Genomic DNA, 23,340 nt, shown 5'->3' on the forward strand with positions numbered 1-23,340 from the left:
TCATTCCCTTTCATTTTATACCTTATCTAAACGGATTAGGGCACTCTCTTCGAGAAAAGTTGAAAGATACGCCCTCATAAGTTTAAGCTACTTTTGTGAGAATCAGCTTCATATTCTGTTGAATTCCTATAAAGAAATATCCAATAGCTCTGTTAATCTGTTCAATTCTTTCCTCATATCAATGAACAGGTTGAAGCTTGAACCGAAAAATGGACTGTGTTCCTAGCAGTAGCTTCGCTAGACTAGATGTAGATGTTCTTTTATCAAACAATCTTATAGTAAAAGATAATTATTATTGAGGAACTGACAAAACTAAGCTAGTCTTATTACATTAAAATTATGTTTTTGCTGATGATTAGAAGAAGGGCAACGTCTTTTAAAGGCATTTATTGCAAAAAAATTGCTAAAATAGAGTGATTTATAGCTAAAAACTTGTTCATTTATATATTCATCCTTCTAAAGGATGAATTTTCTATTGCAATCAAAACTAAAACCTGACCTATTTTGATAATTTTCTGCTTCAGCAAGACATCTGGGATATATCTCCTTATAAACAATGAGTATACATTGTTGTCTTCAGACTAAAATAATATAATCAACATTTACTTAAAAAGCATTTTATACCCTTCACAAAAAATAGTGAAATTTACAGTACTCTTGACAAAAATAGGCGCTGTTTCTTATTTACTCGTGTTGACTTTAATCATTCTTATCAAAAAAGAGTTATAAAAAAATAAGGCATTTTTGTATTAATATGGTGAATTTTGATCTAATAGTTTTTAGATCCTCCTTCTTTTGGAACGCAATAAGAAAGAAAAATTATTATATTGCTTCATATTGATATGAATTATTGTCTTATGATGAAATTTTATTTACGTCTTCTATAAAATTATTAAGTATTTTTATTATCTTTTTCTTTAAATTTCATATTTACCAATTTTATTAAAGGTAATGTAATTTTAAGCGTAGAAAATTTTAATATCGGATGATTTATATGACTTTATTTACGAAAAGGAGTCCATTATCGTTTTTTCTCTCTCTATTTATTTCCAAAATGGGGGATTCTGCCTATGAAGTTATTTTTGTTTTACTTGTCTTAGAATTAACAGATTACGTCTTTTTTACAGGTCTTGTATATTTCTTTCGATTTATCCCTTTTCTCTTTTTCGGTCCTATAGGAGGTTGGTTAGCTGATAATTTTTCTTTAAAGAAAAATATGATCTTAAGTGAATTTATCAGATTATTAACCTCATTATTTGTTTTTATAACATATGTAACAGGTACTGCACAGATTATTTTTCTTATCTTTGCAGCAATATTGACAACAATAGGAAGGAGTATTTTTCAACCAAGTTTTCAAGCTGCTATTCCGAGAATGTTTTCAATAAATGATCTTACAAAGGCAAATAGCATTGCACAAATTATGGATGAAACTGCATCCGTAATTGGCCCTTTAGTTTGTTCGGTACTTCTTTTTTTCGCCAATAAATCGGCAGTACTCATTTTTGATTTTTTTACTTATTTTACATCTATTATATTGTTATTTAATATCATAAATTTCAATTCAAATAAGAATAAATCTTTCAGTTTTATCAAAATTTATCGCGAAACAGCTTCCTATCTTCACTATATTTCTAAAGAAAATAATAATTTATTTATTACGCTCATTGGCTCGTCATTTGCTATTCTCTTTACTGGTGCAATTTTAAGATTTTTAATTCCAGCTTTTGTTCTTTCCGTTGGTGGAGAGGAAAGCTTTGTTAGTTATATTTTTTCTCTCATTGCTGTTGGAACTATTGTAGGTGGTTTATTGTATAGTAAAATTATATTAAAGATTACATCGTTGAAGCTAATGATATTTTGGCTTTTGTATGGGATTGCTATGTTCATGATACCATTAGTTGGAATATTTTATTTAAAACCGCTTCTCGTATTAGCATTTGTCTTAGGATTTATTGGTGCTTTTGTGGATATTAGTTTAGTTTCAGCTATCCAATTATGCTCTCGTCGTGAAGATCTTGGTAAGAGTTTTGGAACTTTTTCAACTTTAGCTAACTCTGCTGAAGCAGTATCTGGTTTTATTGCTGGACTTTTTGCACTCGTGGGCTTAATGACCTCTTTTTTGGCTATGTCTGCATTAATTATTTCTACTGGAATTGTTGGAGCTATAAAAATTAAGAAAAATAAGGATAAAATATCCCTTAATACTATAAGAGATGACAATCATTGACATATTTTATGCTTACACTTTTTTGGCGATTTTACGTAGAGTGGGAGTGTTAATTTCGGTAGATTTAATAACTGTTGTTTTATCTCCAAAAGTAATCAAGTGATGTGAGTCCTTTCCTGCATCGGCAGTTTTCCTGTAATAAATACTTCTTTCCTAGCTTCCTTGCGTGACCTCTGAGTAAAGCTCTCGTTCCATTCACCCCCTAACTTTCTCTTGATTAACTATTATTGTACAACAAAATTGGTATTCAACAAAAAATAAGCAGAAAAACATATGAAAAGATCTTGTGCACAACTTGATGTAAATGTATAAATAATTATATATTATAATATGTTATTGATATTTTTCTTGAAAGAAATGAGCTTTTTATGGTAGAGTTTACAGCATAAAAATGATCTCTAGTTTGCGTATCAATTTTCAATATTGCGTTCAGAAAATAATGCATTTTTCCGCTAAAAAGTAAAATAAAGGGGGCTAGCATATTTAATAAAGTTATTTTAATCGGTCATCTTGGGACTTAATTAGAAAGCAGGACAATAGCTTTCGAAGCACATGTTGGTGAGTTTTCGTCAACTCTGGACCAGAGATACAAGAGTAAAACAACAAACCAAAAGTCGATAAAACTGAATAGTATTCTATTGTTGTTTTTAATCCTCACTTTATAAAAATTGCTCTTCAATATCTCAGGCACTAAGCCTTGATTTCTCCACAGACGGTAGCCGTTCTTACAAATGATCGTTGTGACATTCTACTCATTGATAAAATTGGCTCAACTGGAATGATCTCCAATGGAAAAAATGGAACCTGCCATTCCTACAATGCCATTTATAACTTTTAGAAGGAGAATGCCAAAAAAACTACATATAATCGATTTTAGTTAGAAGTCCTGCAACCACGCAACTTGCTGGTTCTTTTGAGTTTTCCCATCTCGATGAACAGAAACAAAGGAAGCGACCATATAAGCGTACTTTGAATCAAGATCTTTTGCTGAAATGAAGAGTTTCTTCATCCGTACTGTTGTCCCCTCAATCACTGCAATAGCATTCATACACGTGGTATCCCTCTTAACTCCATCGCTACAGAATTAGAAGTTATTCTAATTTCATCCTTTGCTATGGCATCACTTCTATCTCCTTCAATTTTTGCTGTCGGTTCGCTTGTGTAATTACTGCTGTTTTTTATAAGAAGAATAGAAATAATTTTTCTCTCTGAAAAAATTGCTTCTCTCTCAGCTTTCCTTCAATCTTCACTTGCGCTTGTGTATAATAAACCTTGAGAGATAACTTGAATCTCGCTCGCCCTCATAAAGTACCTGTATATAAACCACGAGTGATGAGAATATATAGCGTTTACCAAACAATCGATTTACCCCCATAAAAGTATGAACGCCTTCATATGCTTCCTTCGCATGCACACTTCCAAGAATATTGTTCAGGATTGTACTCTCATTTTTCTTCCATACAAACCAAGACAACACGTGCATCAACTTGCTTGAAAATGAGGTTAAGAGCACCAAGCAATGGACCGCGATGCTTATCAAGCTTAGAAAACTGTGATAAATCCCCGATCACTAACAGTGGTCTGGTTAGGGGAAAGGCTTGTACGTCATCCTACAGCATCATTTTATTATATTGAAATATATGGAGTTTTTATTTAATTGCCAATTTTCAGATTATCTTCTACAGTTTATGCAATTTCGGTTGTCAGTGCATTTTCTACTACAATATTTTTTAAACAATTTTCAAAGATTGTTTTATCACCAAAGAACTTTAAACACCTTTCAAAGTCTTCTCTTATATTTTCTCTCTAACTCTTATCTGGGCTATCTTTTGTGTTTTTTTCAACTTTTAGGTATAAAATCGATTTTTACGAATAACGCATTTAATGATAAAAATAGCTATAAAAACAACAAATTATTATGTTTCTCTTCCTAGTATAAAACTTAGTGTTAAACTATAATCAAAAAATTGTACTTTTATCGTGATACAATCCTTCAAAATCAGTTCAATAAAGATTTTGAAAGCTGCCTTTAGATTATTATATGATTTTTAATGCATAATCCTATATAAATTGCTTATATATGTAAGCTGTATTTGTTTATGATTAGAACAATTGTAAAAAATATCTTTCAACGAATGCTCTAGCAATAAATAAAATTATTCCTTAGTGTATTTTTAATTCTCGCGTTAAACTTTTCTCTGTTTTATGATTTAAAGATATAGCAAGTATAGTATAAGTTAGCTGATTAACAAAATGGATTGCGCTTCTTTTAAAACGAAGACATGTAAGGATAATTCATTTGAGATGATTTTATGATCCTAACATCTGATTTAAATTCTAATTCAATAATTATTTAGCTAATTTTCTCATTAAGAAATCATATCTTATTACATTGTCTATATAATTATTATTAATGACATATCAGCTATTTACAGATTTAAGCTACTCAATTCTCTCCACTATCTTCAGTGGTGAGAAGAGGTTGCTTTTGTTACTGGATAAATTAAAAAAGAGATTTTATTTAATTTAGAAAATATTGCTTACTTTTTGAAAGGGTAACTATAAGATGAAATATTGGATTGCTGTCATTTCTCGGGCTCACGCGCAGCTTGCAGCAGAATTTGGCTTTCTTCAAGTCTGTCACGGTAAAACCAGTCCGCTTCGAAAAACATCCAAAGGAGATGAAGTCTTTATTTATTGTCCACGTAGTGAAATGGGCACTGGGCAAGTTCTTCAAACGATAGAGTTTCAGTGTGTGTTTAAGGATAATCACATTTATCAAGTAGAGCAAGCTCCTCATTTCATACCTTTTCGAAAAGATGTTATTTTTAATAAACAAGCAAAATCAGTTGTTTTAAAAGAGGTTAAAGGTCTTAAATTCTTGACTAATTCTCATTGGGGAATGTTAGCGCAACGAGTTTTTTTTGAAATTACGGCGTATGATGCAACCCGAATTCGCGAAGCAATGGGGATTTATGACGGTTAAGTATTAACTGTTTTCCTTATTTTTTATTTTTGATACGATATCTATAGAAGATTTCTTTAAAAAATTGAGCAGATTCATTTCACTAAAGCCTTATCTGAAAGAATAGATTGTTATCCACTCACTCTTTGTTATGATAATACCGTTCAGGGCTGAGCTAGAAGACGGAAGAATCTCTTAAATTGAATAGCTTCTTTTAGCCTGAATATTTATATATTTAATTTATTGAATGGAATTTTTTTATAAAGGGAACTCAAATGTTTAAATGGACCTATAGCGAAGAAATTAATACAGAAGCAAATGCTGAGCAAATTTGGTCTATGTGGGAAGATGCTGCGACTTGGCCTTGTTGGGACCACGAGCTTGAGTGGGTAAAACTTTCAGGTGATTTCAAAGCAGGAACTGTAGGACAGATGAAACCTAAAAAAGGACCTAAAGTGTCTTTTACACTTGATAAAGTTATTCAAAATGTTTGCTTTTCCGATTATGCTAAACTCCCTTTTACGCGTATGGTTTTTGATCATGAGTATATTAATTCAATGGAATCTGGTTCCTTAAATAACAAAATTCGTCATACGGTAACTATGTTTGGCTTTCTTGCTCCATTATTTGGAGCCATTATTGGATCGAAGATTAAATTGCATCTTCGCGATGCCATGATTGAAATGAGCCATCGTGCTCTTACTGGAAATAAAAATTTTTCATAGCTATACTCACTCATAATGACAATTGATCTTTGTTAAAAAGAAAACAATTTGCAAGCTAATCCTCTATTAAAATTAAATCTTTGAACCATTAATATGTGTTGCAATACTTATCAGCAAAGTATCTCCTTATGCTTGATTAGAAATGAAAGAGTGTTATAGAGAAAATGAAAATAACATGAAAATTAGTTTCATTCTTTATGGTGGATATGTAAATGGTTTAGATCATTTTGCAATTTTTGATTTTTAAATTAAGCGTTATCATGCAATTTTCTATTGGTTTTTTTGTAAACGTGAATTTGATTTTTTTAGATCACAAAAGAGAATTAAAAAGATTGAAACTAACGAGGTTTTAAGACTTATTGTGTTTTTAAAAAGAAGCTAACAAGAAAAATGCTCGATTTGTTACAAGAAAAACAAGGCATGAATGATACACAATTTTATTGATGAGCATACAAGAATTGCGTTTTTATATAAATTCGCCCAATTGCTTACCCATATAAGAATATATTAAGGGAGTCTATGATGACAGACAAAAACCAGATTGATAAAGCTGCTTTGTTGGTTGAAGCAGCAAAGCGTTCTGGAGCAGATGCTGCTGATGCTGTTGTTGTTCATACATATTCTAGCGGTGTATCAGTCCGTTTTGGGAAAGTTGAATCAACAGAAGCTTCAGAAAGCAATGATTTTACATTAAGAGTTTTTGTTGGCAAAAAAGTAGCAAGTGTTTCTGCTAATTTAGCGGCTTATCCGCAAGGACTTGCAGAACGTGCTGTTGCAATGGCAAAAGCTTCTCCTGACAGTTTATTTGAAGGTTTGGCAGATAAAGATTCTCTGGTTAAATATCCTAAAGATCTTGATCTTTTTGATGATTTTGTTCCACATAGTCATTTCTTAACAGAAGATGCTTTAAAAACAGAGGCAGCAGCGCTTGATGTTAAAGGAGTAAGCAATTCTGGTGGAGCTGCGACAGCTTATGGTCGTAGTGGATTTGTTCTTGTGACTAGCAATGGTTTTTGTGGAGCTTATCAATCCAGTTGTTTTTCACGTTCTTGTAGTACTGTAGCTGGTGAGGGTACAGCGATGGAGCGCGATTATGATTATACAACAGCCTTACATTTTTCTGATTTAGAGGCCGCAGAAATTGTGGGAAAAAATGCAGGAATGAGAGCTGTTCGACGTTTAGGAGCAGTTCGTGCTTCGACAGGGAGGGTAGATGTTATCTTTGATCCGCGTACAGCTCGTGGAATTGCTGGACATATTGCATCTATGGTGAATGGAGCGTCCGTGGCTCGCAAAACGAGTCTTTTACAAAATCTCTTGGGAAAAGCGGTGATGAAACCGAATGTGCATGTGAAAGATCAACCTTTGCGATTGCGTGGAAATGCTTCTCGTCCTTTCGATGGAGAAGGCGTAGAGGGACAAACATTAAATATTATTGAAAATGGTATTTTAAAAAACTGGCTTCTTTCATCATCTACAGCGCGTGAACTAGGTCTTAAAACCAATGGTCGTGGCGTGCGTTCAGCCTCATTGGTCCAGCCTGCAAGTACCAATTTTTCTATTGAACCGAGTTTAGTATCGCCTCACGATATGATAAAAAATTTACGACGTGGTTTTTATGTTACAGAATTATTCGGACATGGTATTGATTTTGTTACAGGTCAGTATAGTCGGGGTGCTTCTGGTTTTTGGATTGAAAATGGTGAAATCACTTATCCAGTGAGTGAAGTAACACTAGGGTCTGATTTGCTTCATATGTTAGCGCATTTAACGCCTGCAAACGATATTGATCGGCGTTATGGTACAGCAGCTCCAACATTATTAATTGAAGGGATGACCCTTGCAGGAATATAACACGCATCATTCTTCTGATTTAAACCTTTTGCTTGATGTTTGTCGAAAAGCAGGGGATTTAGCAATGAGGTATTTTGGGTGTACGTTGAACGTTTGGAGAAAAGAAGGTAATTCACCAGTCAGTGAAGCAGATTTTGCCGTTGATCGCTTTTTGAAAGAAAGACTTCTTGAAGCACGTCCACATTATGGTTGGATTTCAGAAGAAACAAAAGATGATCGAGGGCAAGGAGCTTACGCGCGCTACTTTGTGGTTGATCCTATTGATGGGACTCGTGGTTTTCTTTCTGGTAGCACCTATTGGTGTGTTTCAGTTGCCATTATTGAGAACGGACGTCCTATCGTTGGTGTCTTGCAATGTGCCGCACAGGGAGATGTGTATGCCGCTGTTATTGGTGAAGGGGCGACGTTAAATGGTATAAAGCTTCCCCTTTTGGCGTCTCAGATTAATCGCAAATATAAAATCTCACTTGATAAATCGCTCGCTCAAAAATTGCCAGATGATTTTCTCAATACAGTCAGTCTTTATCGTCACATTCCTTCTCTCGCATATCGTATTGCTCTTATTGCTCAAAATGAAATCGATATCGTATTAGTTCGTCCGAATTGTCATGCATGGGATATTGCCGCGGCAGATCTTATTTTACAAGAATGCGGAGGATGTTTCCTATCGCTTGATGCATCTTTCATATCCTACGGAATTGAACCTCACCACTATGGACTTTTAATTGCGGGGAAAAATAATTGCTGTCAGGATATGATAGATGTTGTTCATAAAGCAAAGTTAGTTTAATCACAGATAAAAATACGCTAAAATTTCTTAATGATATGGAGGCACATATGACTGAAGACAACGAAAAAAAACAATGTTTGCATCTTGTATTTGGTGGAGAATTGAAAAACCTTAATAGCAATCAATTTAAGAACCTTGATGATTTAGATGTCGTTGGTATTTTTCCAGATTATCAATCCGCTCAAGAAGCATGGCAAGCGAAAGCACAAAGCAGTGTAGATAATGCATTACAGCGTTATTATATTGTAGATTTGCATCGCTTTCTTGATAATGAAATGAGTGATGCGTAAAAAAATCAGAAAAAGAAGCAGTGTATTTTAAGATGCTTTTTATGAATAAATCGATATTTACTCATAAAAGCGCGATTTGGATAATTTTCTTTTGTAAATTTAGAGATGAATGTGCCCTTTGTAAAAAAGTGAAAGATTAAATTTATTCATAATTTGATCATATAAAATAAAATGCCTCCTTATAAAGATGGGGGTGAGAGTGTTCATGCTTACAGCGCTCTTAAGTCTGATAAAAGATACCGTAATTGTGGATATAAATCCTATAAAACTAGAAAAAAGATTATTTTATTAGCCAAATTATTTACCTGTCCTATCATACTTTGTGTACATGCATTTTCATGAGGGAAGATTCTTGAAAAAGCACGGAATAAAATTACGTTTCTGCTTTTCAAATTATTCTCATGAATAAAGCGTTTTTGTTACCTAAAATGTGAAAAGTATTAGTATTTCGCTACTTGTTGGAAAAAATTGATGCAATAAACAGAGGGAAGAATCGTTTAATAGAAAAAAGCTTATAAACGTCTTAAACTAGGTGAATGAGGTGGTTTTAATGATGGAACTAAAGGCACGTACGGCTCTTTTAATCTATCGAATGATTGGCTTTTGTTTACGCCCCATTGTACCTTTCTATTTGCTTCTTCGCGCTATACGTAAAAAAGAAGAATGGGGTCGCAAAAAAGAGCGTTTAGGTAAAAGCCATAAAGTCCGTCCTCAAAGTCCATTAATTTGGTTGCATGCGGCTAGCGTTGGAGAAACTCTTGCACTTTTCCCACTTATTAATTATATTTTATCATTGAAAATCAATATATTATTAACAACCGGCACTGTAACATCTTCTTCTCTTGTAAAAAAGCAGTTTGGTAATCGGCTCATTCATCAATACGCTCCGTTGGATTTAGATTTGGCTGTGCGTCGTTTTATTAGTCATTGGAAGCCTGATTTAGCATTAGTTTGTGAATCGGAGATTTGGCCTCTTCGTATTAAAGAACTTGCCAAAAAGCATATTCCACAAATTTTAGTTAATGCTCGTATGTCTGAACATTCTTTCAAAGCTTGGCAAAAACGACCTGTTCTTGCCAGACATATTTTTAAGCATATCGACTTAGCTATTAGCCAAAACGAAAGAGATGTCGTTTATTATCAAGCACTTGGAGTAAAATCTGTAGCGTTTTCTGGTAATCTTAAGGCTGATGTTTTACCGCTTGAAGATCAAGATTTACTCACATATTATCGTAGTGCCATTGGCAATCGTCCAGTTTGGGCAGCTGTTTCAACCCATGAAGGGGAAGAAGAAATTGCTTTTGAGGTTCATGAGATTCTTAAAAATTATTTGCCAGATTTATTGACAATCATTGTACCTCGTCATCCTGAGCGTTTAGAAGATCTTTTTCGAAGATGTGACAATAAAAGCTTGCGTTTTATCCGTAGAAGTAGCAATGCTGTTCCAGATGCAAATACAGACATTTTTTGGGGAGATACGATTGGAGAAATGGGACTTTTCCTTCGCTTATCGAAAGTTTCTTTCATCGGAAAGTCATTATGTGAAGATGGTGGACACAATCCATTGGAATTAGCTTTGCTTGGTTCGGCTATTTTAACTGGACCTCATGTTTCAAATTTTCAAGAAATGTTTGAACAATTTTTAACGCATGATGCAGCATATAAGATTCAAGACACAAAACAGCTTGCTATTCAGGTATATAAACTTTTAACAAATGAGGTATTGCGACAAGAAATGGTTGATAAAGCCTATGAAGTAGCAACCGGTATGACGGGTGCACTTGAGCGAACATTAAAGCTTCTTGAGCCATTTTTACAACCTCTTGTAATACAAACAGGTTTAAATCAATATCAGGGGAAGCATGCGCATTAAGACACCTCATTTTTGGTGGAAAGAAAAAAGCTTTTTACGTCTTTTATTAGCTCCGATTTCTTGGATATATGGCTATTGTTCACAGCGCCGTATAGCACAACAACCCCCTATTATCGATCTTCCAGTTCTATGTATTGGCAATTTTACATGTGGTGGTACTGGTAAAACCCCTGTTGTCATTGCTTTTGCAAAAGCTGCTAAAGAGCTTGGTTTCATGCCTGGTGTTGTATCACGGGGTTATGGAGGAGCATTTAAGGGAGTACATCTTGTAAATGAGAAAGATGATAATGCACGCAATGTTGGAGACGAAGCTCTGTTACTTGTAAAGCATGCTTTTGTTGCTATATCAGTTGATCGTTATGCGGCAGCACAACGACTCAAGCAAGAAGGATGTAATCTTATTTTAATGGATGATGGATTTCAAAGCCGCCGTCTTTACATGGACTACGCATTACTCGTTGTAGATGCAATGCGTGGTTTTGGTAATGGAGCTGTTTTTCCAGCAGGACCCTTGCGTGTATCGTTAAAAACACAACTTTCTTTAACAGACAGTGTTTTATTGATTGGACACTCTGATACACATGATAAGGTTGCTTTTTTAGTCACTCGTGCGGGGAAAACTTTGCATCATGCGCACCTTAAATCATTAGCGTCTGGTGAGGTTTCAGGAAAATCATTTTTGGCATTTGCAGGTATTGGCAATCCAGATAAATTTTTTCAATCCATTAAAGAACTGTCTGGTCATGTGAAGCAAACTTACTCTTACCCTGACCACTATTTTTTTACCGACGCAGATTTAAAGAATCTTGCACAAAAAGCTAAAATGCAAAACTTATGGCTCGCTACAACAGCTAAGGATTATGTCCGTATACAAACAAACAGTGCACAAAAAGATTTAAAAAATCTTATTATCTTTGATGTCAAAGTCAATTTTTCTCAAAAAGATTTTTGCCGTATGCTGCTTGAAGAGGTCATAACCCGTTTTAGAAAGCGTAAACATCCCCTTTAATTTGCATTTTTGAAAGAAAAGACTGAATTTATAGTTTTCAACTGGTTATTTTTTCTGTGCTTTTAACAATTGGCTGAGATATGGATTACATTCAAGCTCGCGATGATAGGAAATTTCACAACTCGCATATGCTTCTTGACGCTGATGATTCCAATATTTTAAATCATCTATAGGGATTTTTTGTCCGCTTACAGCACAACGGGTATAAGTTCCATATTCTATGATTTTATATCCATTATTGGTATAATGAATTTTTGCTTCACGTTCATCATTGGAAAACATTCTTTCTAATCCCTTCCTGTTTGTATGAGAAATAACTGAGGAAAAGTGCCATAGAATACCTTATAAAGTCGAGAGTGAATTTAAAAATATTTCTTTCTTGCTAAAAAGCAATAAATAAAAATTTATTTTCTACCAAAAAGTCTCTCTATATCAGCCAATTTAAGTTCAATATAAGTAGGACGACCGTGATTGCACGTTCCTGTATTAGGGGTTGCTTCTATTTGTCGTAACAGTGCATTCATTTCTTCAGGGCGCAAAAGACGCCCTGATCGTATTGAGCCATGACAAGCCATAGTTGCTGCAACATAATCAAGCATTGCTTTTAAATTATCTGTTGTATCATATTCAGCGGCCTCATCTGCAAGATCTTTAATGAGCGCTTGTATGTTGATCTCTCCTAACATGGAAGGTGTTTCGCGCACAACGATTGCACCAGGTCCAAATGGTTCTATTCCCAAACCAAACTTCTGCAAAGCATCTTTGTGGGTTAAAAGACATGTTGCTTCTTCTTCAGAGAGTTCTACAATTTCAGGGATAAGCAACAATTGTGACGGAAGCGGTTTGGAATAAAGTGCATTCTTGAGCGCTTCATAAATCAATCGTTCGTGAGCAGCATGCTGGTCGACAATGATCAAACTCTCTTGAGTTTGAGCAATAATGTAGTTCTTATGGATTTGGGCCCTAGCTGCTCCTAAGGGATAAGATAATTCTTCTGATGATGGTATTGGGCTAGAAATGTAGGCATCACCGCTTGGTATATCTAAGCCCTCCATAAGAGGAGTAGCATCTTCTTTAAAACCAAGAGAACTGGTAATATCCAATGGTTTGTGAATCATTGAGGCGGATGCTAAATGCTGGTGCTGCGGATTGTGAGAAAAAGGTTGGTGAGTACTTTGAAAAGGCTTTAATGACTGTTGTGTTTGAAAGGCTGCTAACATTGCTTCAGAACGCGTTGAAGTAGGACGAACACCAATTTGATGCAGCGCTTCACGAATTGCTCCAACGATTAAACCGCGAATGAATCCTGAATCACGGAAACGTACATCTGCTTTGGCTGGATGAACGTTAACATCTACATCAGCGGGTGGTAAATCAATAAAAAGGATAGAGACAGGATAACGATCCCGTGTCATGACATCAGCATAAGCTCCTCGAATTGCACCCCAAATAAATTTGTCTCGTACTGGGCGCCCATTAACATAAGCAAATTGATGAAGGCTATTACTACGGTTAAAGGATGGCAAACAAGCAAACCCCGTTAAACGTACTGTTTCACGCTCAGCATTAAGAGCAATACTGTTGGGAGCAAATTCTTTACCCATAATCTGCGTAATACGTTGTAACTGTCCTCGTGTATTATTTTCAGTAGCAGATAGTTCCATAGAAGTTCTGTCTGAACCTGAAAGAGAAAAGCGAATATGTGGAAATGCGATCGCAATTCGCTTAATCATATCAGTAATAGCATTTGCTTCAGCACGATCAGTTTTCATAAATTTTAGCCGTGCTGGAGTCACAAAGAAAAGGTCACGAACTTCAACAATCGTTCCAACGTTTCCAGAAGCTGGTTTTGGCCCAATAATTTTTCCTGCTGTAACAGCAATTTCATAAGCACTATCGGCATCTTTCGTTCGTGAGATTAATTTAAGTTTAGCAACTGAACCAATCGAGGGTAAAGCTTCTCCTCGAAACCCCAGAAAGCAGATATTATGCACGTCATCAGTAATTTTTGAGGTACAATGGCGAGAAACTGCTAGTGTTAACTGATCTTCCGGAATACCATAGCCATTATCGCTTACCTTTATAAAATTTTTTCCTCCGTTTGCCGTAACAATTTCGATTCGAGTTGCTCCTGCATCAATAGCATTTTCAACAAGTTCTTTGACAACATTTGCTGGCCGTTCAATAACTTCACCAGCGGCAATTTGATTAATAATATTTTCGCTAAGATGGCGTATGATCATAATAAATTCTAACAGGATTCTTGTGGATTCTATAATAGAAACTCTGAGCTATGATAGCATTATTTGTGCAACATTCAAGAATGGGTGTGGGTTAGAAATATTATTTGTAAAAGAACTCTTATTTACTTTCAAGAAATGTTGTACCAAGTACTATTTATTGTTTGTAACATTCTTGTATAAATTGTAGCAATAAATTGATTGGCAAAACCAAAAGGGAAGAAATTTATAACCTCAAAACGGTTTGCGCTAATCAATCATCTGAGCCAAAAAGAAATAAAGTAAAAATGGAAGGCATAAGACTATGACGCGTATAAGCGGTATTTTGGCAGATAATGATATACAAACTTTGATTGATAATGAAGTTCTCAAAGCTCTTTGTCCATTTGAGACAACCCAAATACAACCTGCAAGTCTTGATCTTCGTTTAGGGGGCAAAGCCTATCGTATACGTGCTTCTTTTATGCCTGGAGCCAATGTAAAAGTTTTAGATAAACTCGAACGGTTAAAATTGCACGAATTTGATTTGCAAGATGGAGCAGTTTTAGAAACAGGTTGTGTTTATATTGTTCCCCTTTTAGAAAGTTTGGTTTTACCAGAGGCTTTATCAGCTGTTGCTAATCCTAAAAGTTCTACTGGTCGATTAGACATTTTTACGCGTGTGATTACAGATAATGCACAAGAATTTGATAAAATTTGTTCCGGCTATCATGGTCCACTTTATCTTGAAATTAGTCCACGCACATTTCCTATTTTAGTCCGTACCGGCTCACGTTTATCTCAACTTCGGTTTCGTAAAGGATGCAGCTCTTTAAATGAAATTGAACTCCACGCTTTGCATAGAGATGAAACGCTGATATCAGAAGATTTTCCTAATATTAGTGCGAATGGTATTGGGCTTTCTATTAATTTAAAGGGGGATGAAAATGGGCTTATCGGCTATCGTGGTAAACGTCACACAAGTGTTATTGATATTGATAAACGTGCTGTTGCTAACATTCTAGATTTTTGGGAACCTCTCTTTGATCGTGGTCAAAGGGAACTGATTCTTGATCCTAATGAATTTTATATTTTGGTTTCACGAGAAGCTGTTCATGTCCCTCCACTTTATGCAGCTGAAATGACCCCCTTTGATCCCTTAGTTGGTGAATTTAGGGTGCATTATGCAGGCTTTTTTGACCCAGGATTTGGACATATGGAAGTAGGTGGAAAAGGAGCAAAAGCGGTTTTAGAAGTGCGTAGCCATGAAGTTCCGTTTATCTTGGAGCATGGTCAAATTATTGGTCGCTTAGTGTATGAACATATGCTTCACCGGCCGTTAACACTTTATGGACAGAATACTGGATCACATTACCAAGCACAGGGATTAAAACTTTCTAAACATTTTAAATGATTTTGAAACATAGGTTTTGATAAACTTCGTGCAGAAAAAGCATTTTCGATTTCTCATAGATATGCTGCACTCTTCGTTTGTATATTTCGCAAATTAAAATTAAGGATGCAAAACCGGTTGCTAGCATAGACCCCATTTAAAAATTTAACTGAAAATGTCCATGTCTTTTACTGTCATTACAGAATTTATGGTTTTTATACAGCACAACAATATTTTGATACTTTTTTAGGTTGCTTCCTCTGTTTACAATTATAACCAGAAAATTACTTGATAGAAAAAGAAATTTGTTTATCAATATGCATTAATATTCAAAATTTTTGAAATTGCTCCTTGTGAATCATGAAAAGTATTTTCATAAATTTCAATGAAGAAGAAACTTAATTTAATTTTAAGTATTTATAATATGAGAAGATTATTGGATGCATTCAACGGCTTGGCTTTCAATTCTAACAAAGACCTTTTTGATTTTATGTGCTAACACAATAATTGTCTCTGTTACTAATGAACTAAAATATAAAGAATCTTTTTGAGGCATGTTTCATAAATTACAAGAAATGACCGGAAAAATATCTCTTAAAGAAAGAGTTGGTTCATAAGGAAAAGCATCTTAATTTTAAAAAGCTCTCTTCATAACATATGAACGCTCAAATTATTGATCGAGGATAAACACTATGAAGTTTTTATAAATTTGGATAAGAGAGATCTTATTTTTATCAATGTCTTTTTTGAGTTGCAATCTTTATAACCTGCATCTACTGAATGCGATGATTTGAGAGGCACTCTAATGAAGAGGCGCGTGGATTAATCTTTATTGGTTTTAGAGTGTTTTCACTTTTCATTCAGAAACAATGGTACCATCATGATTATTTCTTCAACATTTGATTACCGCAAAGCAGCAAAACGTCGGCTTCCTCCTTTCCTTTTTCACTATATTGATGGCGGTGCTTATGCTGAAGAAACGCTACGACGGAACTGTACCGATCTTCAAGCACTTGCACTGCGTCAAAGGATTTTGAAGCAGATTGGTAAAGTTGATCTTTCAACTAAGATTCTTGATCAAACACTTAATTTACCGCTTATACTTGCACCCGTTGGATTAACGGGCATGTATGCACGCCGTGGTGAGATACAAGCTGCCCGTGCAGCCGTTACAAAAGGTATTCCTTTTACCCTATCCTCAGTTTCAGTTTGCCCCATTGCAGAAGTTCAGAAGGCAGTTGGAAGTGCATTTTGGTTTCAACTTTATGTGCTCAAAGATCGTGGATTTATGCGTGATGTATTAGAGCGTGCTTGGGAATCTGGTGTGCAAACCTTAGTGTTTACAGTCGATATGCCGGTTCCTGGTGCACGTTATCGTGATGCGCATTCGGGAATGTCTGGGCCTTATGCTGGGTTGCGCCGTATTTTACAAGCTTTTACCCATCCTCATTGGGCTTGGAACGTTGGTGTTATGGGGCGTCCACATGATCTTGGAAATGTTTCTACCTATCTGCAAAAGAAGATTGCATTAGACGATTATGTTGGTTGGCTTGGTGCAAATTTTGACCCATCAATTGGTTGGCGTGATCTGCAATGGATTCGAGATTTTTGGAAGGGAAAAATGATTTTAAAAGGTATTCTTGATCCAGAAGATGCACGAGAAGCAGTACAATTTGGTGCTGATGGTATTGTTGTTTCCAATCATGGAGGGCGCCAACTTGATGGTGTTTTATCAACAGCGCGCGCATTGCCGAAAATTGCAGAGGTGGTAAAAGGTGATTTGACTATTTTAGTGGATTCTGGTGTTCGTTCTGGCCTTGATGTTGTCCGTATGATAGCTCAAGGTGCGGATGCCGTTATGATTGGCCGTGCTTTTGTTTACGCGCTTGCAGCAGCTGGTGAGAAAGGTGTTGCTCATTTGCTTGATCTTTTTGCAAATGAAATGCGGGTTGCTATGACATTGACCGGTGCACAAACGATTAAAGACATTACAGGTGAGAGTTTAGTGAATATAGATACTTTTAAACAATGAAGAATGTGTATTAGACTCTCTTTAGATAAAGAGAGTTTTTTTGCATTAAAAGCAGAAAAAGTGCGGTTTCGAACACCTATTTGTCTTATTTTTTCGTATTCTCAGTGATTGTTTTTTAACTAGCGAGTATAGTGAGATGTGATTTAACCTTTTTGTATCTTATTTCATTGCTAATATTGTTTTCGTTATATTATCTTTACTAATTCCATAATTTGCTAAAATATCTAATTGGCTTCCATTAAAGATTGATTCATCCGGTATTCCCAATGATATAAATTTGCATGAAATACTCTGTTCCATAAGTAATCTGGCAATTGCATCTCCAAGTCCTCCATTGATACTATGTTCTTCACAGACAAGAACAGATCTGTGAAGTTTGCATAGTTCTCGTACAGATGCCTTATCCAAAGGTCGAATCGTTGGTATACTGACAACTGTTGGGATAATTTTATACTTTTGGAGCTCTTCAGCTGCATCGAGACAAATCTGAACGGTCTCTCCAGTGGCAAGAAAAAGAATATCTTTTCCTTTTCTTATAACAGAAGCTTTACGAATATCAATTTTTGAAGCATCACGATGAATATTTTTAACAGCATGCTTTCCTAAACGGATATAAACAGGCATAGGATCGTTTAGAGTAGAAAGAATTGCAGCTTCTGTTTCTTTATTATCAGCAGGAGCAATAATGCGTATATTAGGAATAGCGCGAAGCGAAGCAAAATCGGAAATGGCATGATGTGTTGCTCCAAGTGGTCCATAGCTAATCCCAGCACTAATTCCAATCAATCGAACAGAATTTTCGCAATAAGCGACATCTACCTTTATTTGTTCAAGTGCACGCGTCGTCAAAAAACAAGCTTGTGAAACAACAAAGGGCTTTTTTCCACACGAGGCAAGTCCCGCAGCAACGCCTACCAAATTTTGTTCAGCAATGCCAACTTCTATAATACGTTCCGGATAGAGCTTTGCGAATTGATCAATCTTTCCAGATATTCGTGAATCAGCAGTTAAAACAACAACATCCTTATCAAATCGTGCTATATTGATAAGTGTTTTATTTACAATCTCGAGATTTGAAAACTTCACAGCAGTCTGCGTTTCTTGATGAGGAGTATTCACGCTCATCCTCCCATTAATTGAATTTTGGTCTGAATTTCATTGACAGCAATATTGTATTCCTCATCTGTTGGAATTTTATGGTGCCAGCATAAGTCGTTTTCCATAATGGAAATTCCACTCCCCTTTATGGTGTTCATCAGTATTGCTGTTGGTTGATCCTTATGAGATGGAAGAGAGCTTAAGGACTTTTTCAGTTGTGTTATATCGTGCCCATCAATTTCCATAACATGCCACCCAAAACTGGTAAATTTATCTGCTAAGGGCTCTGTCTTCATTAAAATATCAGTCGTATCAGTAATTTGTAACCGATTTCTATCAATAACCGCGATAAGATTGCTGAGTTTATAATGCGCTGCAAAGAGTATAGCCTCCCAGACAGATCCCTCTGTCATTTCGCCATCACCAAGAAGTACAAAAACACGGTAGGATTGAGAATTAAGCTGCCCAGCAAGAGCCATACCTGCCCCAAGAGACAAGCCATGACCAAGAGAACCTGTACTTTGCTCAATACCTGGAACTTTTTTGCTTACATGGCCTATAAAATGAGAACCAAATTTTAGATAAGTCTCCAGAAATTGAGGATTAAAATACCCCATTTCTGATAAGACAATATACAATGCCTCAACCGCATGTCCCTTACTTTGAACATATCGATCGCGATTGGGATCATGGATACGTTTTGGATTTATTTGCAAAATGTATTTGTATAAAATATAAATGAAATCAATACAGGAAAGGCTACTAGCTATATGTCCGGATTTTGCTTTGCTAATCAGGTCAAGGATTTTAAGACGTAAGCGAAGAGCATGAATTGCATCGCAGATATCTGTTTTGTTGATTGCGTAAGTCATACCTTCTTCCCCCTTAGAAGATTTAATAATTTAAAATCGTAATTTTATACGTTTCTTATCTTTTAATTTAAACAGATGAGATAATTATCATAAGAAAAAATACTATGTCTGGTAAAACTTGCCAAGAGATTAGATCAAGGCTGTAAAAAACAGCAGATTTATTTTAAAAATATTTTTTTACAAAAGTATAAAAAGCTATTGAAATAACACTTTTAAAGAAGGTATCTTTTTATAATGTTATCGAGTGTTTTATACATGTGCAACAATGTTGCAAGGGCAATAACACTTTTTATACTGCCTCGATTGCTTGCCTGAAATTAGCATATTGTTATGATCATGAGAAGATCTCTCAAACTGCTTATATCCTTAAATGTATCGTATTAAAAATCAACAATTGTACGTTAGTGATGAAAAATAGGCGTATAAATTTTTCTTTATTTTTGAGTGATTTTAAAAACGACGCTTAATTAATAAAGTAATTTCTTCATAAAAAAGTGGCATGAAAAAGGATATATAAAATTAATCTCTCTCATTCTATCGAAGAAAAACAAGAATGTTCTCAAGCCTGAAATTATGCGCGTAGTTTATAAAAACGTATTGCTGTCTCCCCATAAAAACGCTCATCATCGAGATAAAATATATCAGGTAAATGAATAATTACATCTTTCTTTTCTTCAAGCACAAAGAGTGTATCAGCCTTTGCCCACCCTCCCCTCAAAGCCTCCACAAAAGCACGCTCACCTAAACAATGGCCATAGGGAGGATCTGCATAAATAACATCAAATGGAAGCATTGTCCCAATATTGCCCAATTTTGTTGCATCACGACGCAAAATACACCCAATAGACTGCAATTCAAGCGCTTCAATATTCTTTTGAAGCAGTCCACGCCCTTCAACTGAGTTTTCAACAAAAACTGCAGCTTTTGCACCACGTGATAGAGCCTCTATCCCTAAAGCACCAGTTCCTGCAAAAAGATCAAGAACGCGTTTATTGGTCCAAAATTGCTCCTCTCGGCTAGCAAGAATATTGAAAAGGCTTTCGCGCGTACGATCACTGGTTGGGCGAATCGACTGCCCTACAGGAGCGAACAAAACACGCCCAGCAAACTTACCGCCGACGACCCGCACGTGGTCCTCCAAATTTTTTTGCTGTTTTTGTATCACTGCTATATTCTTTAGATTTTTTCACGGCACTATCAAATGATTTGACCCTTCGTTTACTCTCAAACGAACGCTCATCATTATTGCCTTTCATAACCTTTTCTTCTTTCTTTAAAAAACGCTCCTTCTTGCCAATAAAACGTGTCTCACCAAAAGATTTTTTACCCCGTTTTTGATCAAAACGAGTGCCTCTTTCTTCCCGCAGCGAAACTTCTGATGCCTCTTCCTTACCTCTATGGAAAGATCTTTGACCAACTAATTTGCTTTTATGATCATGAGAGCTCTTCTCACTATATGGAGACTTCTTACGCGCACTTTGTGGCCGCGCACCAGGAGCCATCCAAACATTAGAACGGCGCGAACGAGGGTAAATACGTTCTGTCTTTTCTTGCTCACTCTTATCCTTACGGATAAATTTCTCATCAGTTTTCGTGCCAAATCGTGATTGACCAGACTCAGCAGAACCACCTCGCTGTCTGCGTTGCACATCTTTTCCACTCGAAAAAATCCAGCTATCATTGGCGTTAGATGGATTTTTATCACTTTGTTTTTCTGCAACAATTGCAGAATTTGAAAATGGCTTAAGAATAGGAGAATCAAAATCTGCATTGGCTTGCATAATTAAACGTTCACCCAATTGCTCACGTAACATACGCCCTTTTATTTCACGAACGGCTCCCTCTTCTAAGTCAGAGAGCTGAAATGGACCATAAGAGATACGAATTAAACGATTAACCGATAATCCCAATGCACCCAAAACATTTTTTATTTCACGATTTTTTCCTTCACGCAAAGCTACAGAAATCCATAGATTTGTCCCTTGTTCACGTTCAATCGATGCCTCAATCGAACCATAGAAAATACCATCAATCGCAATGCCATTTTTAAGGTTATCAAGTGCACTCTGTTTAACTCTTCCATGAGCACGCACCCTATATTTGCGCACCCATCCCGTTATAGGAAGCTCTAATATACGTGCTAAACCACCGTCATTGGTTAATAATAAAAGTCCTTCTGTATTAATATCAAGGCGCCCCACAGAAAGAACACGAGGCATCCCTTTCGGCAAATTGCTAAAGACTGTTGGTCTCCCTTCAGGATCACGATGCGTGGTGACAAGACCTGCTGGCTTATGGTAAAGCCATAATCGCGTTCTTTCTATAGGAGATAAAGGTTTTCCGTCAACTTTAATAACATCAGAGCGCGTAACATTAAAAGCAGGCGTTGTTATCACTTTACCATTAACAACAATACGGCCTGCAGAAATCATCATTTCTGCGTCACGACGTGAAGCAACACCTGCACGCGCTAGCCTTTTAGCAATCCGTTCACTTTCATTTTCATTCATTTGCTCTTCACACCAATATCTTTCAGTACGTTCAGCAAATCATTTTTCTGCACCATACCGTTTACCCTGAAAAGGGGGAGTAACATAATCATTTATCATTTTCTATCCTTTAGCAGTAATAATATACCTGTTTACTTGTAAGTTTATTTTAAATATTTAAAGAAAATAATATCTCTATCATTAAAAAGGATTATAACTCTTTCGTTTTATAAGAGTCCTCTCTATCGTTCAGTAGAAAGAATAGTATGACTTTGACACCAATGGAAATAGCTCTCTTAGAAGCGCAAGAGGCGAAAAAAAAAGATGAAGTCCCTGTAGGTGCCATTATCACATGCGGGAAGACAATCATTGCACGTGCCGGTAATTCCATAAAAGCCCCATATGATCCTACAGGACACGCGGAAATGCGTGTAATCCGTATGGCTTGTGAAAAACTTCAAAGCGAAAGACTTTCTGATTGCGACTTGTATGTAACACTCGAACCTTGTGCTATGTGTGCCGCAGCCATTTCATTTGCGCGCATACGACGTCTCTATTACGCAACAAGTGATCCCAAAGGAGGTGCTATTGAACATGGTCCTCGCTTTTATCAGCAACCAACTTGTCACCACAAACCTGAGATCTATTCTGGTTTCAAGGAAAAAGAAGCTGCTCAACTGCTTAAAGACTTCTTTGCACAAAAGCGGTGTTAAACATAACGCATCTTCTTAACACCAGCTTCTCTCTAAAAACATTAGAATGCTCTAGCCCCAATTCTTCTTCTCATCAGAATTCCTCTTTGAAGCACCTCTTTTCTTACGCTTTTTTTAACGCTTCGGCCTTATCTCTGATTGACCAGCAGGAGCAATTTTTGCTGGTTGACGGTAACTTAAAGGCGGCTCAGTGAGATACCGACGATATTTTGCACTTCCGACTCGTGCTCTTTGACGACGTAAATATTCATGCCGTTGTTTGGCATTCATCCGTGAAATACTTTCTGAACCAATAGTGCTAGCATGCTCGTCAGCTGATGAATCTTTCTTAAGAAGAACAGGCCCCCTCCTTTCACCCAATTGCTGCTTTGCTGTTGCTGCTCCATCAAAAGAGCTATCATGCTGTGGCAATGGCAAAAACTTACGAGAACTGGGATCTGGAATCACAAGTTCCGGATGAGGCTTCATTACAAGCTGACTATTGTCATTTGTCGGTGTTAGTGAAGCAAGGTTAGCAACATCTTCAAAAAACTGTAATGAAACCGCCTTATCTGTACCATATGTAGGAGCAGATAGACCGCATCCTGTTAAAATAAAACATATGCCTAAAATGCTTGTTGGCAATATTTTCACTTCACGCTTTTTCACTGCTTATCCTATTTTCCTAAGTATATAGCTTATTGATCTTCCCGCGATTTACTGGAGATCTGCTCTACACACACCATCCCCCCACGGAAAAACAATGAATTTCATTATTACCATAAAAGACTCTCTGCATCAACGACAGA

19 protein-coding genes are annotated in these 23,340 nt (G+C 36.1%); 11 read left to right on the forward strand and 8 right to left on the reverse strand.

The window, feature by feature from the left end; translation table 11 throughout:
- The first annotated feature begins 994 nt into the window (after positions 1-994).
- Complete coding sequence (locus tag AC0QT1_RS02035; RefSeq protein WP_473201541.1) at positions 995-2,230, forward strand: MFS transporter; 1,236 nt, start codon at positions 995-997, stop codon at positions 2,228-2,230.
- Between the two features lie 877 nt (positions 2,231-3,107).
- On the opposite strand, the gene AC0QT1_RS02040 is transcribed toward AC0QT1_RS02035, so the two are convergent.
- Entirely contained in the window at positions 3,108-3,278 is a 171-nt protein-coding gene (locus AC0QT1_RS02040; RefSeq protein WP_473201542.1) for a hypothetical protein, read from the reverse strand.
- Positions 3,279-4,796: 1,518 nt separating this feature from the next.
- On the opposite strand from AC0QT1_RS02040, the gene AC0QT1_RS02045 reads away from it, so the two are divergent.
- From AC0QT1_RS02045 to lpxK, 7 genes are all read left to right on the forward strand, one after another.
- On the forward strand, positions 4,797-5,216 hold the full coding sequence (locus tag AC0QT1_RS02045) for an EVE domain-containing protein (RefSeq protein WP_473200147.1): 420 nt from the start codon (positions 4,797-4,799) through the stop codon (positions 5,214-5,216).
- Between the two features lie 254 nt (positions 5,217-5,470).
- The gene (locus tag AC0QT1_RS02050) at positions 5,471-5,920 is read left to right on the forward strand and encodes an SRPBCC family protein (protein WP_473200146.1); all 450 of its coding nucleotides are present in this window, start codon (positions 5,471-5,473) and stop codon (positions 5,918-5,920) included.
- 522 nt (positions 5,921-6,442) lie between these two features.
- Complete coding sequence (locus AC0QT1_RS02055) at positions 6,443-7,774, forward strand: TldD/PmbA family protein (protein ID WP_473200233.1); 1,332 nt, start codon at positions 6,443-6,445, stop codon at positions 7,772-7,774.
- On the forward strand, positions 7,761-8,564 hold the full coding sequence (locus AC0QT1_RS02060; RefSeq protein WP_473200145.1) for a 3'(2'),5'-bisphosphate nucleotidase CysQ: 804 nt from the start codon (positions 7,761-7,763) through the stop codon (positions 8,562-8,564). The genes AC0QT1_RS02055 and AC0QT1_RS02060 overlap by 14 nt, the downstream gene beginning before the upstream one ends.
- Before the next feature lie 47 nt (positions 8,565-8,611).
- A complete protein-coding gene (locus tag AC0QT1_RS02065) occupies positions 8,612-8,854 on the forward strand; it encodes a DUF4170 domain-containing protein (protein WP_473200144.1) in 243 nt (80 codons plus the stop codon).
- 550 nt (positions 8,855-9,404) lie between these two features.
- Positions 9,405-10,727 (forward strand): lipid IV(A) 3-deoxy-D-manno-octulosonic acid transferase, encoded by a 1,323-nt coding sequence (gene waaA, locus AC0QT1_RS02070; RefSeq protein WP_473200143.1) that lies wholly within the window; start codon positions 9,405-9,407, stop codon positions 10,725-10,727.
- Positions 10,717-11,736 carry a tetraacyldisaccharide 4'-kinase gene (lpxK, locus tag AC0QT1_RS02075; protein WP_473200142.1) on the forward strand — a complete coding sequence of 340 codons (1,020 nt, stop codon included), beginning with the start codon at positions 10,717-10,719 and terminating at the stop codon, positions 11,734-11,736. Before waaA ends, lpxK begins: the two co-directional genes overlap by 11 nt.
- 45 nt (positions 11,737-11,781) lie before the next feature.
- On the opposite strand, the gene AC0QT1_RS02080 is transcribed toward lpxK, so the two are convergent.
- Both AC0QT1_RS02080 and mutL read right to left on the reverse strand, forming a co-directional pair.
- Positions 11,782-12,018, reverse strand: a complete 237-nt coding sequence (locus AC0QT1_RS02080; RefSeq protein ID WP_473200141.1) for a DUF2093 domain-containing protein — start codon at positions 12,016-12,018, stop codon at positions 11,782-11,784.
- A 122-nt stretch (positions 12,019-12,140) separates the two neighbouring features.
- The gene (mutL, locus tag AC0QT1_RS02085; protein WP_473200140.1) at positions 12,141-13,979 is read right to left on the reverse strand and encodes a DNA mismatch repair endonuclease MutL; all 1,839 of its coding nucleotides are present in this window, start codon (positions 13,977-13,979) and stop codon (positions 12,141-12,143) included.
- Between the two features lie 301 nt (positions 13,980-14,280).
- Here mutL and AC0QT1_RS02090 point away from each other — a divergent pair, with 301 nt between their 5' ends.
- On the forward strand, positions 14,281-15,369 hold the full coding sequence (locus AC0QT1_RS02090) for a 2'-deoxycytidine 5'-triphosphate deaminase (RefSeq protein WP_473201543.1): 1,089 nt from the start codon (positions 14,281-14,283) through the stop codon (positions 15,367-15,369).
- Positions 15,370-16,228: 859 nt separating this feature from the next.
- A complete protein-coding gene (gene lldD, locus AC0QT1_RS02095) occupies positions 16,229-17,380 on the forward strand; it encodes an FMN-dependent L-lactate dehydrogenase LldD (protein ID WP_473201544.1) in 1,152 nt (383 codons plus the stop codon).
- A gap of 159 nt (positions 17,381-17,539) precedes the next feature.
- Here lldD and AC0QT1_RS02100 read toward each other — a convergent pair whose 3' ends face one another.
- From AC0QT1_RS02100 to AC0QT1_RS02115, 4 genes are all read right to left on the reverse strand, one after another.
- Positions 17,540-18,505, reverse strand: coding sequence for a transketolase family protein (locus AC0QT1_RS02100; protein WP_473200137.1), 966 nt, complete (start codon positions 18,503-18,505; stop codon positions 17,540-17,542).
- Positions 18,502-19,350: a transketolase gene (locus tag AC0QT1_RS02105; RefSeq protein WP_473201545.1), complete on the reverse strand. Its 849-nt coding sequence runs from the start codon at positions 19,348-19,350 to the stop codon at positions 18,502-18,504. Before AC0QT1_RS02105 ends, AC0QT1_RS02100 begins: the two co-directional genes overlap by 4 nt.
- Positions 19,351-19,921: 571 nt before the next feature.
- On the reverse strand, positions 19,922-20,479 hold the full coding sequence (gene rsmD / locus AC0QT1_RS02110; RefSeq protein ID WP_473201546.1) for a 16S rRNA (guanine(966)-N(2))-methyltransferase RsmD: 558 nt from the start codon (positions 20,477-20,479) through the stop codon (positions 19,922-19,924).
- A complete protein-coding gene (locus AC0QT1_RS02115) occupies positions 20,460-21,860 on the reverse strand; it encodes a pseudouridine synthase (RefSeq protein ID WP_473201547.1) in 1,401 nt (466 codons plus the stop codon). The genes rsmD and AC0QT1_RS02115 overlap by 20 nt, the downstream gene beginning before the upstream one ends.
- Before the next feature lie 245 nt (positions 21,861-22,105).
- On the opposite strand from AC0QT1_RS02115, the gene AC0QT1_RS02120 reads away from it, so the two are divergent.
- Complete coding sequence (locus tag AC0QT1_RS02120; protein ID WP_473201548.1) at positions 22,106-22,552, forward strand: nucleoside deaminase; 447 nt, start codon at positions 22,106-22,108, stop codon at positions 22,550-22,552.
- Between the two features lie 114 nt (positions 22,553-22,666).
- Here AC0QT1_RS02120 and AC0QT1_RS02125 read toward each other — a convergent pair whose 3' ends face one another.
- Positions 22,667-23,200, reverse strand: a complete 534-nt coding sequence (locus AC0QT1_RS02125) for a hypothetical protein (protein WP_473201549.1) — start codon at positions 23,198-23,200, stop codon at positions 22,667-22,669.
- Between the last annotated feature and the right edge of the window lie 140 nt (positions 23,201-23,340).

This window comes from Bartonella sp. P12B, assembly GCF_055796185.1.

What these genes read in the sequence shown, in the direction of transcription:
- AC0QT1_RS02055 (WP_473200233.1), top strand. Translation starts at nt 6,443, where the DNA reads ATGACAGACAAAAACCAGATTGATAAAGCTGCTTTGTTGGTTGAAGCA.
- lpxK (WP_473200142.1), top strand. Translation starts at nt 10,717, where the DNA reads ATGCGCATTAAGACACCTCATTTTTGGTGGAAAGAAAAAAGCTTTTTA.
- AC0QT1_RS02050 (WP_473200146.1), top strand. Translation starts at nt 5,471, where the DNA reads ATGTTTAAATGGACCTATAGCGAAGAAATTAATACAGAAGCAAATGCT.
- AC0QT1_RS02100 (WP_473200137.1), bottom strand. Translation starts at nt 18,505, where the DNA reads ATGAGCGTGAATACTCCTCATCAAGAAACGCAGACTGCTGTGAAGTTT.
- AC0QT1_RS02045 (WP_473200147.1), top strand. Translation starts at nt 4,797, where the DNA reads ATGAAATATTGGATTGCTGTCATTTCTCGGGCTCACGCGCAGCTTGCA.
- AC0QT1_RS02080 (WP_473200141.1), bottom strand. Translation starts at nt 12,018, where the DNA reads ATGTTTTCCAATGATGAACGTGAAGCAAAAATTCATTATACCAATAAT.
- AC0QT1_RS02065 (WP_473200144.1), top strand. Translation starts at nt 8,612, where the DNA reads ATGACTGAAGACAACGAAAAAAAACAATGTTTGCATCTTGTATTTGGT.
- AC0QT1_RS02035 (WP_473201541.1), top strand. Translation starts at nt 995, where the DNA reads ATGACTTTATTTACGAAAAGGAGTCCATTATCGTTTTTTCTCTCTCTA.
- mutL (WP_473200140.1), bottom strand. Translation starts at nt 13,979, where the DNA reads ATGATCATACGCCATCTTAGCGAAAATATTATTAATCAAATTGCCGCT.
- waaA (WP_473200143.1), top strand. Translation starts at nt 9,405, where the DNA reads ATGATGGAACTAAAGGCACGTACGGCTCTTTTAATCTATCGAATGATT.
- AC0QT1_RS02040 (WP_473201542.1), bottom strand. Translation starts at nt 3,278, where the DNA reads ATGAATGCTATTGCAGTGATTGAGGGGACAACAGTACGGATGAAGAAA.
- AC0QT1_RS02090 (WP_473201543.1), top strand. Translation starts at nt 14,281, where the DNA reads ATGACGCGTATAAGCGGTATTTTGGCAGATAATGATATACAAACTTTG.
- AC0QT1_RS02120 (WP_473201548.1), top strand. Translation starts at nt 22,106, where the DNA reads ATGACTTTGACACCAATGGAAATAGCTCTCTTAGAAGCGCAAGAGGCG.
- AC0QT1_RS02105 (WP_473201545.1), bottom strand. Translation starts at nt 19,350, where the DNA reads ATGACTTACGCAATCAACAAAACAGATATCTGCGATGCAATTCATGCT.
- AC0QT1_RS02115 (WP_473201547.1), bottom strand. Translation starts at nt 21,860, where the DNA reads ATGAATGAAAATGAAAGTGAACGGATTGCTAAAAGGCTAGCGCGTGCA.
- lldD (WP_473201544.1), top strand. Translation starts at nt 16,229, where the DNA reads ATGATTATTTCTTCAACATTTGATTACCGCAAAGCAGCAAAACGTCGG.